Consider the following 19522-nt stretch of genomic DNA (forward strand, 5'->3'; position numbering starts at 1 on the left):
TTTTTAGAAAGCTGAAGGCTTCAAACGTAGTCCTATGGTTTCTTCCAGGTTGAACATCAGGTTCATGTTATGAACGGCTTGTCCGCTGGCGCCTTTCAGCAAGTTGTCGATACAAGAGATAATCAATAGCTTGTCGCCATGCTTTTCCAGATGTATCAGGCATTTATTAGTATTAACGACTTGTTTTAAGTCAATATTCTTATCTACGATGTGTACGAAGGAGTCTTTGGCATAATATTCCTCATACATACGAACGATTTCTTCCTGTGCTACTTTGGTCTTGACTACCAGCGTTGCAAAGATACCACGAGGGAAGTCTCCACGGTATGGAATGAAGTCAATATCTGCATCGAAGCTGTTTTGCAGTTGCTTCAGCGATTGCTTGATTTCCGGAACGTGTTGGTGTTCGAATGCTTTGTACACACTCATATTGTTGTTTCTCCAACTGAAATGACTGGTAGCACCCGGTTTCACTCCGGCGCCCGTACTTCCTGTAATGGCATTTACCATCACATCATCCGTCAGCATCAGGTTCTTGGCGAGCGGAAGCAAACCAAGTTGTATGCAGGTTGCAAAACAACCGGGATTGGCTACGTGCTTCGCCGTGCAAGTGGCCCGGCGGTTCAGTTCCGGCAGACCGTAGATAAAGTCATGGTCATCGCTTTTGATACGGTAGTCCATGGAGAGGTCGATAATCTTCAGGTCTTCCGGTATGTTGTGGCTTTCCATGAATTTCTTTGTGTCGCCGTGGGCGGTACAGAAGAAAAGAACGTCGATTTCGTCCAAAGGTAACTGGTCGGTGAATCTTAAATCTGTTTCTCCATACAAGCCTTCGTGTACGTCGGTAATTTTGTTTCCGGCATTACTGCTGCTGTTGATAAATACGATTTCAGTTTCCGGATGGTTGAGCAGCAGACGGATTAATTCGCCTGCTGTATATCCTGCGCCACCAATGATTCCTGCTTTAATCATATCTCTTCGTCTTTGTGGTTATTATAGTAAACGCGGAGCGGAGTGGAGGTCACTTTGATAAAGCCTTTTGCATCTTCGGCTGTCCAGCCTTTCTGCATTTCACCGTATTCTCCGAATTTAGTCTTCACCAGATCATCTTCCGATTCTACACCTACGGTAGAGAAAGAAAGCGGGCGAAGTTCGAGGATCGCTGTACCGTTCACATTGCGCTGGCTTTCCTGCAACATGGCTTCGATGTCACGCATGACCGGTTCCAGATATTGACTTTCGTGGAGGAACATACCGTACCAGTTAGCTACTTGGTCTTTCCAGTATTGTTGCCATTTGCTCAATGTATATTTTTCAAGGAAACGGTGAGCGCCGATAATCAACATCGGGGCAGCTGCTTCGAATCCTACACGGCCTTTGATACCGATAATTGTATCGCCTACGTGCATATCACGGCCGATACCGTATGCTGCACCAATCTCTTCCACTTTCTGGATAGCTTTGATCGGGTCGTCAAACTTCTCGTCGTTGACAGCTTTCAGTTCCCCTTTTTCAAAAGTCAGGCGGAGCTGTTCGCTACCTTCTTTTTCAACATGTTTGAGGTAGGCTGTTTCCGGGAGTCCTTGCGCGGAGTCGAGAATTTCGCCGCCACAGATAGAAGTACCCCACAAACCAACGTTATAAGAGTATTTCAGCTTAGTAAAGTCTGCGCTGAAACCATGCTTGTTCAGATAATCAATTTCTTCCTGACGGCTCAATGCCATGTCACGGGTCAATGTGATGATTTCCACATTGGGAGCCAGTACGAGGAAAGTCATATCGAAACGGATCTGGTCGTTACCGGCTCCGGTAGAACCGTGTGCGATGGCGTCTGCACCAATCTCGTTGGCATAGCGTGCGATAGCCAATGCCTGGAAGATACGTTCGGAACTGACTGAAATAGGATAAGTACCGTTGCGCAGCACATTTCCGAAAACCATGTATTTCAGACTCTTTTCGTAGTATTCTTGGGTAACGTCCAGTGTTACGTATTTCACTGCTCCCAGTTTATAAGCATTTTCTTCGTTTGTCTTCAGTTGTTCTTCACTGAAACCACCCGTATTGGCACAAGCTGCATATACTTCGTAACCTTTTTCTTTGGCGAGGTACATGACGGTGAACGATGTGTCCAGTCCGCCGCTGAATGCCACCACTACTTTTTTCTTCTTTTCTTCCATAGTGCTGTATCTTTTAAATGTTATTTCTTTCTTGTTCTTTTTTTATGTTCCGCGGGTCTGTCGGATCGTACAGCATGGCTGTGCAGATGCAGAACTTACGGTTCTTCGCTACCAGAATGTCATGGTTGATACATCCTTCGCATCCTTTCCAGAAAGCTTCATCGTCTGTCAGTTCATTGAAAGTGACAGGTACGTAACCCAGTTCGGTGTTCATCTTCATGACTGCTGCTCCGGAGGTCAGACTGAATATTTTTGCTTTCGGCCATCGGAGACGTGCGAGTTGGAAAGAAGCCTGTTTGATACGTTTTGCCAACCCTAATCCACGAAAATCGGGATGAACGATCAGACCGGAAGTAGCTACGTACTGCTTGTTTCCCCATGATTCGATATAGGTGAATCCGGCGAAAGTGTCACCGCAAAGAGCAATAATCGCCTTACCTTCTTTCATCTTTGTCGCTACGTATTCGTGTGTGCGTTCCGCAATTCCTGTTCCTCGTACGGCGGCAGCATTTCTGATAGTTTCCAAAATAGTGTCAACGTAAACCTCATGTGAGGCGTCGGCTACCATAACATCTATTTGTTGAGTGTCCATTTCTTTATGATATAATAATAGGTATAATTATTCGATATTGGGAATGATGAGTGACAAAAGCTGGCGTATCTTGCTGGTTGCAACTCCTTCACGCAATACCAGCATGATTGTGTCATCACCGGCAATGGTTCCCAGGATTTCACTGAATTCATTGTTGTCGATGTCATAAGCCATGCTGCTGGCATAACCGGGACGGGTGCGGATAACGGCAATGTTACCGGAAAACTGCAAAGAGATAAATCCGTTGTTGCGTAACATTTCACCGGCACTCTGGTCGGTAGAACGTTTATACATAATGTTGTTCGGCAGTACATATACGTACTTTCCGTTCATACTGGCAGCCTTGGCTACTTTCAGTTGTTTCAAGTCGCGGGAGAGGGTGGCCTGTGTCAGTTCGAAGCCTTCGCGGTTCAGCTCTTGCAGCAGTTCTTCCTGCGAACCGACCTCCTTGCTTGAGATAATCATTTTGATGGCGTCTAACCGATTTGCTTTCTTCTTCATTGTATAATTATTCTAAGAATGGCGCAAAAGTATGCATTATTTCGGAGAAAATATGCATAAAACCAAAGTTTTTTTGCATAAAAGTGAAAAATATGCTAAACGATGAGAGCCTGTTTTTCTGTTTTGTGTCAAAATGTATACCCTTTCAATCAAAATACATAAGGAAAGGGAGGAGGGAATCGCCTATCTTTGCCATGTAGGTAAATGTATACCTTAAATATATAGACAGAATACCATGAAACAAAACTTTTTTGCAGTCGACCTGGGCGCAACGAGCGGTCGTACAATCTTGGGAACTTTCATTGAAGGCGGATTAAATCTGGAAGAGATTAATCGTTTTCCTAACCACCTGATTGAAGTGGGTGGACATTTCTATTGGGATATTTATGCATTATATCGTCACATTATTGACGGATTGAAGTTGGTTGCTCACCGTGGCGAATCCATTGCTTCTATCGGTATCGATACTTGGGGAGTGGATTTTGTATGTGTCGGAAAAGACGGTAACTTGCTTCGCCAGCCTTATGCATATCGTGACCCGCATACAGTAGGAGCACCGGAGGCTCTTTTCTCCCGTATCTCCCGTAGCGAAGTGTATGGCAAAACGGGTATTCAGATTATGAATTTTAATTCACTTTTCCAATTAGATACTTTACGGCGCAATCACGACAGCGCATTGGAGGCGGCAGATAAAATTCTGTTTATGCCGGATGCGTTGAGCTATATGCTCACTGGAGAGATGGTGACGGAATATACGATTGCTTCGACAGCCCAGCTGGTGAATGCACAAACACGACGTTTGGAGCCGGAGTTGCTGAAAGCGGTAGGATTGAGCGAGAAGAATTTCGGCCGTTTTGTATTCCCGGGTGAAACGGTGGGAGTATTGACGGAAGAAGTGCAAAAGATTACCGGACTGGGGGCGATTCCTGTGATTGCTGTAGCCGGACACGATACCGGTTCTGCTGTTGCTGCCGTTCCGGCATTGGATCGCAATTTTGCTTATTTGAGTAGTGGAACCTGGTCGCTGATGGGAGTTGAAACGGATGCTCCGGTGATTAATGCCGAAACAGAAGCGTTGAACTTTACCAATGAAGGCGGTGTAGAAGGAACCATTCGTCTGTTGAAGAATATTTGTGGAATGTGGCTGCTGGAACGTTGCCGTCTGAATTGGGGAGATACAAGTTATCCTGAATTAATCAGTGAGGCGGATGCTTGTGAACCATTCCGTAGTCTGATTAATCCGGATGATGATTGTTTCGCGAATCCTGCGGATATGGAAAAAGCCATTGCTGAATATTGCCGGGCTACCGGACAATCGGTTCCCGAGAAACGAGGACAAGTGGTGCGCTGTATCTTTGAAAGTCTGGCTTTGCGTTATCGTCAGGTGTTGGAGAATTTACGTTCACTTTCTCCCCGTCCGATTGATACATTGCACGTGATTGGCGGAGGTAGCCGGAATGATTTGCTGAACCAGTTTACTGCCAATGCAATAGGCATTCCTGTGGTAGCCGGCCCGTCTGAAGCGACAGCCATCGGTAATGTGATGATTCAGGCCATGGCAGCAGGCGAAGCAACGGATGTTGCCGGTATGCGCCAGTTAATTAACCGTTCTATCCCGTTGAAGACTTATCAACCGCAAGACACGGAAGCTTGGGATACGGCTTATATCCATTTTAAGAACTGTGTTCGGAAATAAATGGAACAACCGACAGAATAATCATTTTTAAAACTAATAGAATATCATGAAAAAAGAAGAACTGATTCAGAAAGCGTATGAAATTGCTGTGGAACGTTATGCAGCAGTAGGTGTAGACACCGAAAAAGTATTGAAAACTATGCAGGATTTTCATCTGTCACTTCACTGCTGGCAGGCTGATGACGTTGCAGGATTTGAAGTACAGGCCGGTTCGTTGACCGGAGGTATTCAGGCAACCGGTAATTATCCGGGCAAAGCTCGTAACATTGAAGAACTGCGTGCCGACATCTTGAAAGCTGCTTCTTATATCCCGGGTACTCATCGTTTGAACTTGCATGAAATCTACGGAGATTTCCAAGGTAAAGTGGTAGACCGTGACCAAGTAGAACCGGAACATTTCAAGAGCTGGATTGAATGGGGTAAAGAACATAACATGAAGCTCGACTTCAACTCTACTTCTTTCTCTCATCCGAAATCAGGTGATTTGTCACTTTCTAATCCTGATGAAGGTATCCGTCAGTTCTGGATTGAACATACCAAACGTTGTCGTGCAGTTGCGGAAGAAATGGGTAAGGCACAGGGCGATCCATGTATCATGAATCTTTGGGTACATGACGGAAGCAAGGATATCACTGTAAACCGTATGAAATATCGGGCATTGTTGAAAGATTCTTTGGATCAGATTTTCGCTACCGAATATAAGAATATGAAGGATTGTATCGAATCTAAGGTGTTCGGTATTGGTCTGGAAAGCTACACGGTAGGTTCTAACGACTTCTATATCGGTTACGGTGCTTCTCGTAATAAGATGATTACGTTGGATACCGGTCACTTCCACCCGACAGAAAGTGTAGCTGATAAAGTATCTTCATTGTTGCTTTATGTTCCTGAATTGATGTTGCACGTAAGCCGTCCGGTTCGTTGGGATTCAGACCACGTAACTATCATGGATGACCCGACTATGGAACTGTTCAGCGAAATCGTTCGTTGCGGTGCTTTGGATCGTGTACACTATGGCCTTGACTATTTCGACGCATCTATCAACCGTATCGGTGCTTATGTGATCGGTAGCCGTGCAGCACAGAAATGTATGACTCGTGCTTTGCTCGAACCGATTGCGAAGTTGCGTGAATACGAAGCAAACGGACAGGGATTCCAGCGTCTGGCTCTGCTCGAAGAAGAAAAAGCGCTGCCTTGGAATGCAGTTTGGGATATGTTCTGCTTGAAGAATAATGTTCCTGTAGGTGAAGATTTCATCGCAGAAATCGAAAAGTACGAAGCCGAAGTAACTTCTAAACGATAAGTTATGGATATTTTAATCGGCTTATTGATTATAGCCATCGGTAGCTTTTGCCAGTCCAGTTCTTATGTGCCTATTAAAAAGGTAAAGGAATGGAGCTGGGAAAGCTTCTGGTTAATACAAGGTGTATTTGCCTGGTTAGTGTTCCCGTTCCTGGGTTCACTACTGGGGGTACCCCAGGAAAGTAGTTTGTTCGACTTGTGGGGAGCGGGAGGTGCTGGAATGAGCATCTTTTATGGTATATTATGGGGAGTGGGAGGTTTGACTTTCGGACTTTCCATGCGTTATCTGGGGGTTGCGCTGGGGCAGAGTATCTCATTGGGTACTTGTGCCGGTTTCGGAACTCTTCTTCCGGCTCTTTTTGCAGGCACAAACTTGTTTGAAGGTAACGGGTTGATTCTTCTGTTGGGTGTTTGCATCACATTGGCGGGTATTGCCGTTATCGGGTATGCCGGTAGCTTGCGTGCACAAAACATGAGTGAAGAAGAAAAACGTGCTGCCGTAAAGGACTTCGCATTGACAAAAGGTTTGCTGGTGGCACTTCTAGCCGGTGTCATGAGTGCTTGTTTTGCTTTGGGACTGGATGCGGGAACACCTATCAAGGAAGCTGCTTTAGCCGGTGGAGTAGAAGGGCTTTATGCCGGACTTCCGGTGATCTTTCTGGTTACATTGGGGGGATTCCTGACAAATGCAGTTTACTGTCTGCAGCAGAATGTAGCGAATAAATCGATGGGTGACTATGCTAAAGGAAAAGTATGGGGCAATAATTTAGTTTTCTGTGCGTTGGCTGGTGTACTATGGTACATGCAGTTCTTCGGACTGGAAATGGGTAAGAGTTTCCTTACGGAAAGTCCGGTATTGCTGGCTTTCTCCTGGTGTATTTTGATGGCATTGAATGTCACATTTAGTAATGTTTGGGGAATTATTCTGAAAGAATGGAAAGGCGTGTCAAATAAGACCATAACTGTGCTGATAGCTGGTCTGATCGTACTTATCTTCTCATTAGTGTTCCCAAATTTGTTTTAAAAAAATCAGGCACGGATTACACGGATTACACAGTTTTTTTATAACTTGCGACAAAATCAGTGTAATCTGTGTAATCCGTGCCTAATTAAAAAATATATATAGAATGAAATCAATCTTAGAGAATCGTCCGGGACTTGCCAAAGAAGTAAACAAGGTAGCGGAAGTTGCCGGATACTTGTGGCAGAAAGGATGGGCTGAACGTAACGGTGGTAATATCACTGTTAATATCACAGAGTTTGTAGACGATGAAATCCGTCAGATGAAACCGATCAGTGAAGTTAAACCTATCGGTGTAACTCTTCCTTATCTGAAAGGATGTTATTTCTACTGCAAGGGAACTAATAAGCGCATGCGCGATTTGGCCCGTTGGCCAATGGAGAATGGTTCGGTGATCCGTATTCTGGATGACTGTGCCAGCTACGTAATTATTGCGGACGAGGCTGTGGCTCCGACATCGGAATTGCCTTCTCACTTGAGCGTGCATAATGACCTGTTGAGTAAAAACTCTCCTTATAAAGCATCTGTGCATACACACCCGATCGAACTGATTGCCATGACGCATTGCCCGAAGTTTCTGGAAAAAGATGTAGCTACCAATCTGTTGTGGAGTATGATTCCCGAAACAAAGGCATTCTGTCCGCGTGGTTTGGGTATCATTCCTTATAAATTGCCTAGTTCTGTTGAGTTGGCGGAAGCTACCATCAAGGAATTGCAGGATTACGATGTTGTGATGTGGGAGAAACATGGTGTATTTGCAGTAGATTGCGATGCGATGCAGGCGTTCGACCAGATTGATGTACTTAATAAATCGGCTCTCATCTATATTGCAGCGAAAAATATGGGCTTCGAGCCGGATGGTATGAGTCAGGAACAGATGAAAGAAATGACAGTTGCTTTTAATCTCCCTAAATAAAAAAACAATAGCACAACCATGAATCGCATTATTTTAAATGAAACTTCTTACTTCGGTGCCGGATGCCGGAGTGTGATTGCTGTGGAAGCAGCCAGACGTGGCTTTAAGAAAGCCTTTTTTGTAACGGATAAAGACTTGATTAAGTTTGGAGTAGCTGCCGAAATCATTAAAGTATTTGATGAGAACCAGATACCTTACGAACTTTATAGTGATGTAAAAGCTAATCCTACTATTGCAAATGTACAAAACGGTGTGGCGGCCTACAAAGCTTCCGGAGCCGATTTTATCGTAGCTTTGGGTGGTGGCTCTTCTATCGATACCGCCAAAGGGATCGGTATCGTTGTGAACAACCCTGACTTTGCAGATGTGAAATCTTTGGAAGGTGTGGCTGATACCAAACATAAAGCTGTACCTACCTTTGCACTGCCTACTACTGCCGGAACGGCTGCCGAGGTAACGATCAATTATGTGATTATTGATGAAGATGCCCGTAAGAAGATGGTTTGTGTGGACCCGAACGATATCCCTGCCGTGGCTATCGTAGACCCTGAACTGATGTACTCAATGCCGAAGGGACTGACTGCCGCTACCGGTATGGATGCTCTGACGCATGCCATCGAAAGTTATATTACTCCGGGTGCTTGGGTAATGAGCGATATGTTCGAATTGAAGGCTATTGAGATGATTGCACAAAATCTGAAAGCAGCCGTAGATAATGGTAAAGATGTGGCAGCCCGCGAAGCAATGTCGCAGGCACAATATATTGCCGGTATGGGATTCTCGAATGTCGGTTTGGGAATAGTTCACTCAATGGCTCATCCGCTGGGTGCATTCTATGATACTCCTCATGGGGTAGCCAATGCTTTGTTGTTACCGTATGTGATGGAATACAATGCTGAATCTCCGGCAGCTCCGAAATATATCCATATTGCGAAAGCAATGGGAGTGGATACTACCGGAATGAGTGAAGCAGAGGGCGTTAAAGCTGCTATTGAAGCTGTGAAAGCACTTTCTATCAGCATTAATATCCCACAGAAATTGCATGAAATCAATGTGAAAGAAGAAGATATTCCTGCATTGGCTGTAGCTGCTTTCAATGATGTTTGTACAGGTGGAAATCCTCGTCCTACTTCGGTAGCGGATATTGAAGCCTTGTATCATAAAGCATTCTAAATCTCGTCATAGTAAAGTTTGTTTTTATATAAACATCCGGAGATACTTGAAAGTACGCTCCGGATGTTTTTTTATACCCTTGCGTGTGTTTTCTGAAAATAATTCCTATTTTTGTCTGGTTCAATTGCATGAAAACACACTGATATGATCGAGGATAATAGTTTGGGATTAGAATTTAAATATCTGATTGTAAATGACATGGACCGTAAATTCGGCCTGTGGGTAAATACTGTCGGCTATCAGTCTATCCCTCCCGATTCACCTTATCCGTTGAAAGAACATCCCTCCGGTTACTTTTTTAATGCGGAAAAAGGAAGGGTACTCCGCGAATATCAGTTGGTTTATATCACCAAAGGGCGTGGTTTGTTTTCATCCGATTCCACTTCCGAAAAGCAGGTTTGTAAAGGTCGGCTGATGGTGCTGTTTCCCGGTCAATGGCATACTTACCGCCCGTTACGGCAGACTGGTTGGACGGAGTATTATATTGGTTTTGAAGGACCAATGATAGACGCCATCGTGAACGATGCTTTTTTGTCGCAGGAACAGCAAATACTCGAAATTGGTATTAATGAAGAGTTGGTTTCCTTGTTCTCCCGTGCCCTTGCTGTGGCAGAAGCGGATAAGATTTCCGCGCAACAATATCTTTCCGGCATTGTGCTTCACATGATAGGAATGATTCTTTCTGTTTCCAAGAATAAGTTTTTTGAGATGAGTGATGTGGACCAGAAGATAGAGCAGGCTAAAATTATCATGAATGAAAATGTTTCCGGTAATGTGGATCCGGAAGAGTTGGCTATGCGGCTCAACATCAGTTATTCATGGTTCCGACGTGTTTTCAAGGAATATACAGGTTATGCTCCCGCCAAGTATTTTCAGGAATTGAAACTACGTAAGGCCAAACAAATGCTGGTCGGAACTTCCCAATCCGTGAAAGAGATTTCTTTTTTCCTGGGTTTCCAGTCTACCGAATACTTTTTCTCTTTTTTCAAGAAGCGTACAGGGCTTACTCCGTTGGAATATCGTTCGTTCGGACGGGAAGAATGAATAGGGTGAAAGTCTATATCTATCAGTAATTTTGCTCTGATTTTGGGAATATCATAAAAACTGTTACTTTTGTGACGAGATTAATGTGCGCTATAAACCATCATTCTTGATATGCGTGGACAAAGACTATCTAATATCCATTTTTTGATTCTGCTATCTCTTTTTGGATTTGTATTTCCACTCCGGTCACAGGAATACAAGTTCAGAACATTGGGTGTGGAAGATGGATTGTCGCAAATAACGGTGAGTGATATTTGCCAGGATGAGAAATCGCGTATATGGATTGCCACTCTGGACGGGCTGAATTGTTTCGATGGCAATCACATCAAAGTCTTCAACCACTTTCATAACGACTCTATCAGTTATGGTAATTTATATGTGACTCAAATGGTGGAAGACGGTCAGGGAAGTCTTTTCCTGTTGGCTTCTACCGGACTTTTCCAGTTCGACCTTGAAACGGAGAAATATTATATCCTTCCGGTGACTTCTCCCTCCACTCTTGCCAAAGGAAAGACGGGAGTGTGGATTGCAGAAGGAGGGAAACTGTTCTTATACGATAAGAATACCCGCCTCTTGAAACCGATGTATGCCGATTTGCAGCTGCCGGACAGTGGCCCGACGATGGTGGAAGGTTCCGAGGGAAGCCTCTGGATTGCTTTGAAAGAGGGTGGGGTGATGCGTGTAGACACTTGCGGAGCGATGTCACTTCACTTGCCCGGAATTAAAGTGATGAAACTGATAAAAAGTAACGACCAGAATATCTGGATAGGTTCGCAGGATCAGGGCGTTTTCTGTTTTTCACCTCAAGGTGCCATCATACATCACTATGAATACAATGATAAGAGTGTTTACACGGTTCGGGATGATATGGCGAGAGCGTTATGTCAGGACTTGGAAGGGAATATATGGGTAGGCTACAGAAGTGGATTGAGTAAGATTGAAGTGGCTACCGGGAAAATATTCCATTATCAGGCAGATCCTAACCGGGTGGGTGCCATGTCCAATCGTTCGGTGACGTCTCTTTATACAGACAATCAGGGAACTGTTTGGGTGGGGACTTATTGGGGAGGGGTAAATTTTTTCTCCCCGGAATATCAGCATTTTGTGCATTATCATGCTTCGGACACCGGATTGTCTTTTCCGGTGGTCGGTGCTATGGCGGAAGATAAAGCCGGAAATATCTGGATTTGTACGGAAGGAGGCGGATTGGATTTATATCAACCGGAGCAAGGGAAGTTCAAGCATTTTAATGCGCATACGGGGTATCATTTCAGTACGGACTACCTGAAAGATGTCGTTTTCGATGAGGCTAATAATTGCTTATGGATTGCCGCTGACTTTACCAATAAGGTTAATTGTTTTCATCTTGATAACTATCGGAATGATATCTATAATCTCGAACCGCTTGGAGAAGAAAGTGTAGGAGAAGCTCTGTTTGCTTTGGCAGATACGCCTCGTAAATTGTATGTCGGGACAACATCCGCTATTGTGAGTTTGGATAAACAGACCTTGAAACCGGAGGTGTTGTTTCATCAGAAGGAATTGTTTACACATAACTACAACACCCTATTGCTTGATTCGAAAAACAGATTATGGTTTGCTTCCGATGACGGTTGTGTAGCTTATGTGATTGAGGAAAAGCGGTTTGAAACCTATAGGATAAGTCTGAAGAAACGGGTCAGATCTCAAAAAGAGCTGGTCAATGTTATCTATGAAGATCGGAAAGGAAATATTTGGGTAGGGACACATGGAAACGGACTTTTCTTGTTGGATAAGAAAGACCGTTCATTTCATTTGCATACTCCTGAAAGTGTATTGTCAGGAGAAAATATCAGGGTATTGGGTGAAACTCCTTCCGGAAATTTGCTGATTGGTACCGGGCATGGATTGTCAATGCTGGAGCAGAAAGAGGGAAAAGTGATTAACTTCAATTCGAAAACAGGGTTTCCTCTGACTCTTGTGAACCGGAAATCCATGCATGTATCGCGCAATCATGATATTTATATGGGAGGGGCCACCGGACTGGTTACCATTCGTGAAAGTAGTCTGTATTATCCTCCGAAAATATACGATCTGGAGTTGGCGCATTTGTATGTCAACAACAAAGAGATAACAACAGGCGATCAAACCGGTATTTTAAATAAATCCTTTGCCTATACCGACCGGATCAAATTGAATTACTTGCAGAATGTGTTTTCTATCGGCTTCTCGACAGATAATTTTTTGCATATAGGCGGGGGTGAGGTAGAATACCGGTTGATGGGGTATAATGATGAATGGAGCGAGAACCGTTTGGGAAATGATATTACTTATACGAACATCTCTCCGGGCGATTATGTCTTTGAGATCAGGCTGAAGAACTTCCCGGAAGTAATCAGATCGCTGAATATAACGATTACGCCACCTTTCTATGCCACTTGGTGGGCCTATACGATTTATGTATGCGTGATTCTGACTATTCTATTCTTTATCGTGAGAGAATATAGAATCCGTCTGTTCCTGAAAACTTCATTGGATTTTGAACTTCGCGAGAAGCAATACATTGAAGAGATGAATCAATCCAAACTTCGTTTCTTCACGAATATCTCGCATGAAATCAGAACTCCGATCACTCTTATTCTGGGACAGGTTGATCTATTGCTGAATTCCGGCAAATTGTCTACCTATGCTTATTCAAAACTGTTGAATATACATAAAAATGCAGGTAACCTGAAATCATTGATTACTGAATTGCTTGATTTCCGGAAACAAGAACAGGGACTTTTGAAACTGAAAGTTTCTCAATTTGACTTATATTCTTTGCTCAAAGAGCATTATGTATTGTTCAAGGAGTTGGCTGCTAACAGGAATATTTCGTTTGCTTTGCATGCCGACTGCGAGCAATGCCTCGTGTGGGGAGACCGGATGCAAATACAAAAGGTGGTTAATAACCTGCTGTCTAATGCTTTTAAATATACTTCAGACGGTGGAACTATCCGTATGGAATTGGCTGATGGAACGGAGGAATGTATGTTTTCCGTTTCCGATAATGGTGCGGGAATCTCCGAGGAAGACTACGTTAAGATATTCGAGCGGTTCTATCAGGTTGAGAATATAGGACAGTATGGAGGAACAGGTATCGGACTGGCTTTGAGTCAGGGTATTGTGAAAGCCCATCAGGGGGATATAACAGTAGAAAGTCAGTTGGGAAAAGGCTCTTGTTTTAAGGTCATTCTGAAAAAAGGGGATGCTCACTTTGATTCTTCTATTGCCCGGGTTGAACCGGAGCGGGATAAGGAATATATTTATTATTCGGAAGATAAAGAACTGTTGGTTAAGGAGGTGCGGTCAGCCCAGAGTGAAAGCGGGACTACTGACTGTAAGTTATTGGTAATTGATGATAATGAAGAGATCAGAAATATCCTTGTGGATATTTTCTCTCCATTGTACACGGTTGAAACTGCAAGTGATGGCAAGGAAGGATACGGGAAAGTAAAGGTGATGCAGCCCGATCTGGTTATTTCGGATATCATGATGCCCGGAATGCCCGGAACAGAGTTATGTGCCAAGATCAAGAACAATATAGAAACCTGCCATATACCTGTCGTTCTTCTGACTGCCCTTAGTGCTCCCGAACGTGAGTTGGAAGGATTGAGAATTGGAGCGGATATTTATGTGGTGAAGCCATTTAATATGCGGCGGCTGGTGATGCAATGCAATAATCTCATTAATACCCGCAGACTTTTACAGAATAAATATGCCCATCAATTGGATAGCAAGGCGGAGAAGATTGCAACGAACGAACTCGACCAGAAGTTTATCGAACAAGCTACTCAAGTGGTGGAAGATAATATGGAAAATCCCGAATTCAGTGTAGATGCTTTCTCACGGGAGATGGGGGTGGGGCGTACTGTCTTATTTCAGAAGATAAAAGGTATCACGGGAAGTACACCAAATAATTTTATCATGAATCTCCGTCTGAAAAAGGCTGCGTATTTTCTGCTGAATGCTCCGGAGATGAACATTTCGGATATTGCTTACCGGTTAGGATTTGGAAATCCTCAATACTTCAACAAATGTTTTAAAGAACTTTTTGATATAGCTCCTACACAGTATAGGAAATCTCATGATGCCCCTTCCGATCCCTCTGTAAGGTGATTAAAATAAGTCATCTGAATTTTTAGACTAGATAAAACGAACAATTCGATAGGGTGCAATATGCTCAAATGCGATACTTTTGTGGCGTTGGATCATGCCAGCTTGTACTTGAGTTTTCTTTAATTAGGTGTGTCCGCACACACTTTTATTTAGCAGACCAAGTATGATATAATCTTTATTCTAATATAATAATTATTGTATAGTATTATGAAAGACGATTACCTATGTAATAAATAAAAGATAACATCTTACAGGAGAGAGCCAATGTATTTCTCCTAATTAATTAAGTAGTGAGTAAAACCTTGATAATTAACCAATTTAATTTTATTCTAGTTATGAAAAATTTGCAGAGTAGGACAAAAGTGCGATTGTTGCAGTCGTTTCTTTTGATTTCCTTGAGTCTCCTTTTCCTTGTCCATCCGGCTTATGCTCAAGGCGGGTTTGCAGTGAAGGGAGTTGTTGTGGATAAAACAGGATTTCCTTTGCCTGGCGCTAACGTGATGGAGAAAGGAACATCTAATGGGACAATTACGGATTTAGATGGTAATTTCTCATTGAATGTTTCAAAGAAGGGAGTTACTTTGACTGTATCATTCATGGGATATACCCCTAAAGAGGTAGTAGTGAAAGATAAAACAATGAATATTACGCTTGAAGAGAACTCTAAGTTACTGGACGAAGTAGTGGTAGTGGGTTACGGTACGATGAAAAAGCGTGATGTGACGGGAGCTATTACTTCCATCTCAAGTGAGGCTATTGAGCAGAAAATGGCTACTAATGTTTTTGAAGCACTGCAAGGTACTACTGCCGGTGTACAGGTAGTGTCAGGTTCGGGACAGCCCGGTGAGTCTTCTTCTATTAAAATTCGTGGTACTTCCACTTTCTCCGCCGAAGGAGTGACTCCTCTTTATATTGTAGATGGTGTGCCTTTGGAAAGTATCGACGGTATCAATACCAATGATATTACTTCTATGGAGATTTTGAAAGATGCTGCTTCTGCAGCTATCTACGGTTCCCGTTCGGCTAACGGTGTGATTATTATCACTACCAAGAGCGGTCAGGAAGGTAAAGCCCGTATTGATATCAAGTATAATCACTCATGGGGTACATTGTCTCATAAGGTGCCACAGGCAAATCGCAAAGAGCGTCTGTTGTACGACCAGTACCGCAAAGAGTATTTTGAAACATACGGCGGAGGTAATCCTGACGAAAGTAGTGATATACTGAATGATCCGTTGAACTCTTTCTTTAATGTAGACAATGATTATCTGGACATGATTACGAGCACTGCGCAGAAAGATCAGGTGGATATCAGCGTAGGTGGCGGTACGAAGAAACTGAAATATTTCATCAATACCGGTTATTATAACGAGAAAGGTATTATTTCCAATACCGGTTTTCAAAGATTAAATACTCGTATCAACTCCGATTATTCACCGACAGACTGGATGAATATGGGTAGCCGTATTTCTTTGACTTATTCTAAGAAGAAAGGTCTGAATGAAGGTACATTATTGAGTGCGGTATTGACTCGTCGCCCTTATTTCAATACTTATTATCCGGATGGCTCTTTGGTTGGAGTGTTTAATGGTCAGAAGAACCCTATTGCACAGGTTAATTATACAACTGACTTTACAGACTCTTATAAGGCGAACTTTTTCCAGTTCTTTGAAATCAAATTCAACAAATATCTGAAGTTCAGAGCCAATATCAATGCCAACTTCTATCTGGATAAGCGCAAAAAACTCGAACCGAGTCTTATCACCGATGAATGGCAGAAACAGAATAAGGGCTATTCTTATAATTACTTGAACTGGAACTGGATGAATGAAGATTTCATCACTTATGCACGTAAGATCAAGGGACATAATTTCAGCGCAATGGTGGGTGTCAGTGCTCAACAATGGCGTTATGAAAATGAAACCTTTGTAGGTTTGAATTCATCCACTGACTTTATTTATACGATGAATGCCTTTGCTGCTAATTTGGATTTGTCTTCTACGGGATCTACCTTGAGCAATCACTCCATGGCTTCTGTCTTTGCACGTGTGACGTATGATTATCTGGGAAAATATCTGTTTACAGCGAATATGCGTCGTGACGGTTCTTCCCGTTTCGCGAAAGAAAACAAATGGGGAAATTTCCCGTCAGTGTCAGTGGGATGGCGTTTCTCTGATGAGAAGTTCATGAAGTTCTCGAAGAAATTCCTGGAAGATGGTAAGATACGTGTAAGTTATGGTATTACGGGTAATGAAGCGATCGGAAACTATGACTATATTTATTCTTATTCTCCGAATTCTATCTATGACGGAGTGGGTGGTGTTATTCCGACCCGTATCGGTAAAGACAACCTGAAATGGGAGGAAACCAAACAGTTCAACCTTGGTTTGGACTTGAATTTCTGGAATAGCCGTTTGACGATTACTGCCGATTACTACGATAAATATACAGACGGTCTGTTGGCAAACTACCAATTGCCTAAAGAATCCGGTTTTGCATATATGAAGACAAACGTCGGTGAGATGAGTAACCGCGGTTTTGAAATTGCCGTTACCGGTGATATTATCCGCACAAAGGACTGGAAGTGGAATGCTTCTTTCAATATCTCCAGAAATATCAACCGCATTGAGAAACTGTCTGAAGGTAAGGCATATATGGAAGGTGATATCTGGTGGATGCAAGAAGGCGGCCGTGTAGGTGACTTCTATGGATTTAAAAGCGCCGGTATCTTTGCTTACGACGAATCGAACGCTTTTACAGATAAATGGGAACAACTGACTCCGGTATTTGAAAATGGTGTATTCCAATACAAGTATTTATTGAATGGAAAGGAATATGCAGGTGATATCCGCCAGAAAACGTTACCGAACGGCAAACCGTTCCGTGGTGGAGATTACAACTGGGAAGAGCCGGAAGGAACTCGTGATGGTGTGATTGATGATAATGACCGTATGGTGATTGGTAATGCCATGCCTGATGTGACCGGTGGTTTGAATACAACCGTGACTTGGAAAAGCGTAAGCTTGTATTTGGGATTCTATTATTCTTTGGGAGGACAGATTTATAACGCTGCCGAACATAATCGTAATATGTTCAAATATACCGGAACCACTCCTTCACCGGAAGTCATTCATAATATGTGGTTGCATCCGGGCGATCAGGCCATCTATCCGCGTCCGTATAACGATGATTTCAACAATGCGCGTATGGGTAACTCGTTCTATTTGGAAGATGCTTCATTTATCCGTTTGCAGAACGTACGTATAGCCTATGATCTTCCTGAAAACTGGATAAAGAAGCTGATGTTGAAGAATATAAACATCTACGCTTTTATAAACAATGCATTGACATGGACCAACTATTCGGGATTCGATCCTGAATTCTCTACAAGTAATCCTTTGCAGGTAGGTAAAGACTCTTATCGTTATCCGAGAAAGAGAGAATATGGTATTGGTTTTTCTGCTAACTTTTAATTGAAAATATCGTATGAAGAATATAAAATATTTTGTTGGAGCTGTATGCCTGGCTCTATCATTGAATAGCTGTTCAGACTTTCTGAATGAGGAACCGGTGAGTGAAATCCCGGCAGGTGACATGTGGCAGACCGCTCGTGATGCTAAGGCAGGTATAAATGAAATCTACGGATTGCTGCGTTCCACTCTACGCGAGAATTATTTTTATTGGGGTGAATTCCGTTCGGATAACGTAGCTCCCGGAGCACCGGTGATGGCCGATCAGGCACGTGTGATTAATAACCTGATGTCTACGGACGAGAAATGTGCGAAATGGACAACCTTGTATCAGATGATTAACCAGACCAATCTGGCCATCAAATATGTTCCTAATATCAGTATGCCCGACGTGGCAGACCGCAACGATTACCTCGGACAAGCGTATGCGCTACGTGCTTTGGCCTACTTCTATGCTATCCGTGTCTGGGGAGACGTACCTTTGTTTATAGAACCTACTGAAAAGTATTCGGAGGCTATTTACAAGGAACGTACAGATAAGAATTATATTCTGGAACATGTTATTCTTCCGGATCTGAAGAAAGCGGAGAGTCTGATTAACCGTAACAAGAATTTTGAACGCAAACGTATTTCTATCTGTGGCGTATGGGCTATCATGGCAGACGCCTATATGTGGGCTGAAGAATATAATCTGGCCGATCAGACCATTGATAAGATGGCAACTATTGCTTCCAAGAAAGGTGGTCGCTTTGTGGACTTCGAACCTAACATTGCTACTTGGCATACCATGTTCACGGAAGAGCTGACCAATAAACCGTCTGATGATACACCGGAAAATGATGAATATAACTCCAGAGAGTTTATTTTCCTGGTTCACTTCAACATGGATGAAGTCGGCACGAATGGTTATAGTTATATGTATCAATGGTTCTCCGGTTCAGGAAACCGTGCGGCGGTTATGTCCGACAAGTTTATGAGCATCTTTGATGAAAAGGACATGAAAGGTGATTTGCGCAAAGATTATATGGTGAAGTATTACCAGAATGGAAATGAATTGCGTAAATATATGGCGGGTGATATTAGTAATTCTTTGAATAAGACTTGCGAGGTTGCTTATCCGATCTATCGCTATACAGATATGATGTTGCTTCAAGCAGAAGCTCGTGCTCATCAGGGTAAATGGGGTGAGGCTTTGGAACTGGTGAAATCTGTACGTGACCGTGCCGGATTGAACACGCTGACTGAAAATGATTTTGCTTCAGAAGAAGAAGTCGTTAATTATATTTTGCGTGAACGCCAAGTGGAATTAGCTGGTGAAGGACGTCGCTGGTTTGACTTGGTACGTACCGGAAAGTGGAAAGAAGTGATGAAACCTATCAACGGAATGGAGCAGGACGGTAATGAACTTTTCCCGATCCACTATTCACATATTCTGGAAAATCCGAAGATTGTGCAGAATACGTATTATGGCAATACTAACAACTAAAAAGATA

General features: G+C 43.1%; 13 protein-coding genes. 9 read left to right on the forward strand and 4 right to left on the reverse strand.

Going from position 1 to position 19522, the window contains the following annotated elements:
* Positions 1-3: 3 nt before the first annotated feature.
* Genes argC through AB3G73_RS20545 form a run of 4 tightly spaced genes read right to left on the reverse strand, consistent with a single transcriptional unit; the run spans position 4 to position 3270 of the window.
* Positions 4-972: an N-acetyl-gamma-glutamyl-phosphate reductase gene (gene argC, locus AB3G73_RS20530; RefSeq protein ID WP_195649291.1), complete on the reverse strand. Its 969-nt coding sequence runs from the start codon at positions 970-972 to the stop codon at positions 4-6.
* Positions 969-2177, reverse strand: a complete 1209-nt coding sequence (locus AB3G73_RS20535; protein WP_004310468.1) for an argininosuccinate synthase — start codon at positions 2175-2177, stop codon at positions 969-971. Before AB3G73_RS20535 ends, argC begins: the two co-directional genes overlap by 4 nt.
* Before the next feature lie 13 nt (positions 2178-2190).
* The gene (locus tag AB3G73_RS20540) at positions 2191-2769 is read right to left on the reverse strand and encodes a GNAT family N-acetyltransferase (protein WP_143257045.1); all 579 of its coding nucleotides are present in this window, start codon (positions 2767-2769) and stop codon (positions 2191-2193) included.
* Between the two features lie 27 nt (positions 2770-2796).
* Complete coding sequence (locus tag AB3G73_RS20545; protein WP_004299854.1) at positions 2797-3270, reverse strand: arginine repressor; 474 nt, start codon at positions 3268-3270, stop codon at positions 2797-2799.
* A gap of 235 nt (positions 3271-3505) precedes the next feature.
* Here AB3G73_RS20545 and rhaB point away from each other — a divergent pair, with 235 nt between their 5' ends.
* The 9 genes from rhaB (at position 3506) to AB3G73_RS20590 (ending at position 19515) form a co-directional block, all read left to right on the forward strand.
* Complete coding sequence (gene rhaB / locus AB3G73_RS20550; protein ID WP_148363929.1) at positions 3506-4966, forward strand: rhamnulokinase; 1461 nt, start codon at positions 3506-3508, stop codon at positions 4964-4966.
* Between the two features lie 46 nt (positions 4967-5012).
* On the forward strand, positions 5013-6269 hold the full coding sequence (locus AB3G73_RS20555; protein WP_195649284.1) for an L-rhamnose isomerase: 1257 nt from the start codon (positions 5013-5015) through the stop codon (positions 6267-6269).
* 3 nt (positions 6270-6272) lie between these two features.
* The gene (rhaT, locus tag AB3G73_RS20560; protein WP_148363928.1) at positions 6273-7292 is read left to right on the forward strand and encodes an L-rhamnose/proton symporter RhaT; all 1020 of its coding nucleotides are present in this window, start codon (positions 6273-6275) and stop codon (positions 7290-7292) included.
* A gap of 103 nt (positions 7293-7395) precedes the next feature.
* On the forward strand, positions 7396-8205 hold the full coding sequence (gene rhaD / locus AB3G73_RS20565; RefSeq protein ID WP_008997894.1) for a rhamnulose-1-phosphate aldolase: 810 nt from the start codon (positions 7396-7398) through the stop codon (positions 8203-8205).
* An 18-nt stretch (positions 8206-8223) separates the two neighbouring features.
* Positions 8224-9378, forward strand: a complete 1155-nt coding sequence (fucO, locus tag AB3G73_RS20570; protein ID WP_004304988.1) for a lactaldehyde reductase — start codon at positions 8224-8226, stop codon at positions 9376-9378.
* 144 nt (positions 9379-9522) lie between these two features.
* On the forward strand, positions 9523-10422 hold the full coding sequence (locus AB3G73_RS20575; protein ID WP_148363927.1) for an AraC family transcriptional regulator: 900 nt from the start codon (positions 9523-9525) through the stop codon (positions 10420-10422).
* Between the two features lie 111 nt (positions 10423-10533).
* Complete coding sequence (locus AB3G73_RS20580) at positions 10534-14559, forward strand: two-component regulator propeller domain-containing protein (protein ID WP_367745537.1); 4026 nt, start codon at positions 10534-10536, stop codon at positions 14557-14559.
* A 335-nt stretch (positions 14560-14894) separates the two neighbouring features.
* Positions 14895-18032: a TonB-dependent receptor gene (locus AB3G73_RS20585; RefSeq protein WP_195649281.1), complete on the forward strand. Its 3138-nt coding sequence runs from the start codon at positions 14895-14897 to the stop codon at positions 18030-18032.
* 13 nt (positions 18033-18045) lie between these two features.
* Entirely contained in the window at positions 18046-19515 is a 1470-nt protein-coding gene (locus AB3G73_RS20590) for a RagB/SusD family nutrient uptake outer membrane protein (protein WP_234133239.1), read from the forward strand.
* Positions 19516-19522 lie beyond the last annotated feature (7 nt).

The sequence above is a fragment of the Bacteroides sp. L008 genome (genome assembly GCF_040812255.1).
Classification (GTDB): domain Bacteria; phylum Bacteroidota; class Bacteroidia; order Bacteroidales; family Bacteroidaceae; genus Bacteroides; species Bacteroides vicugnae.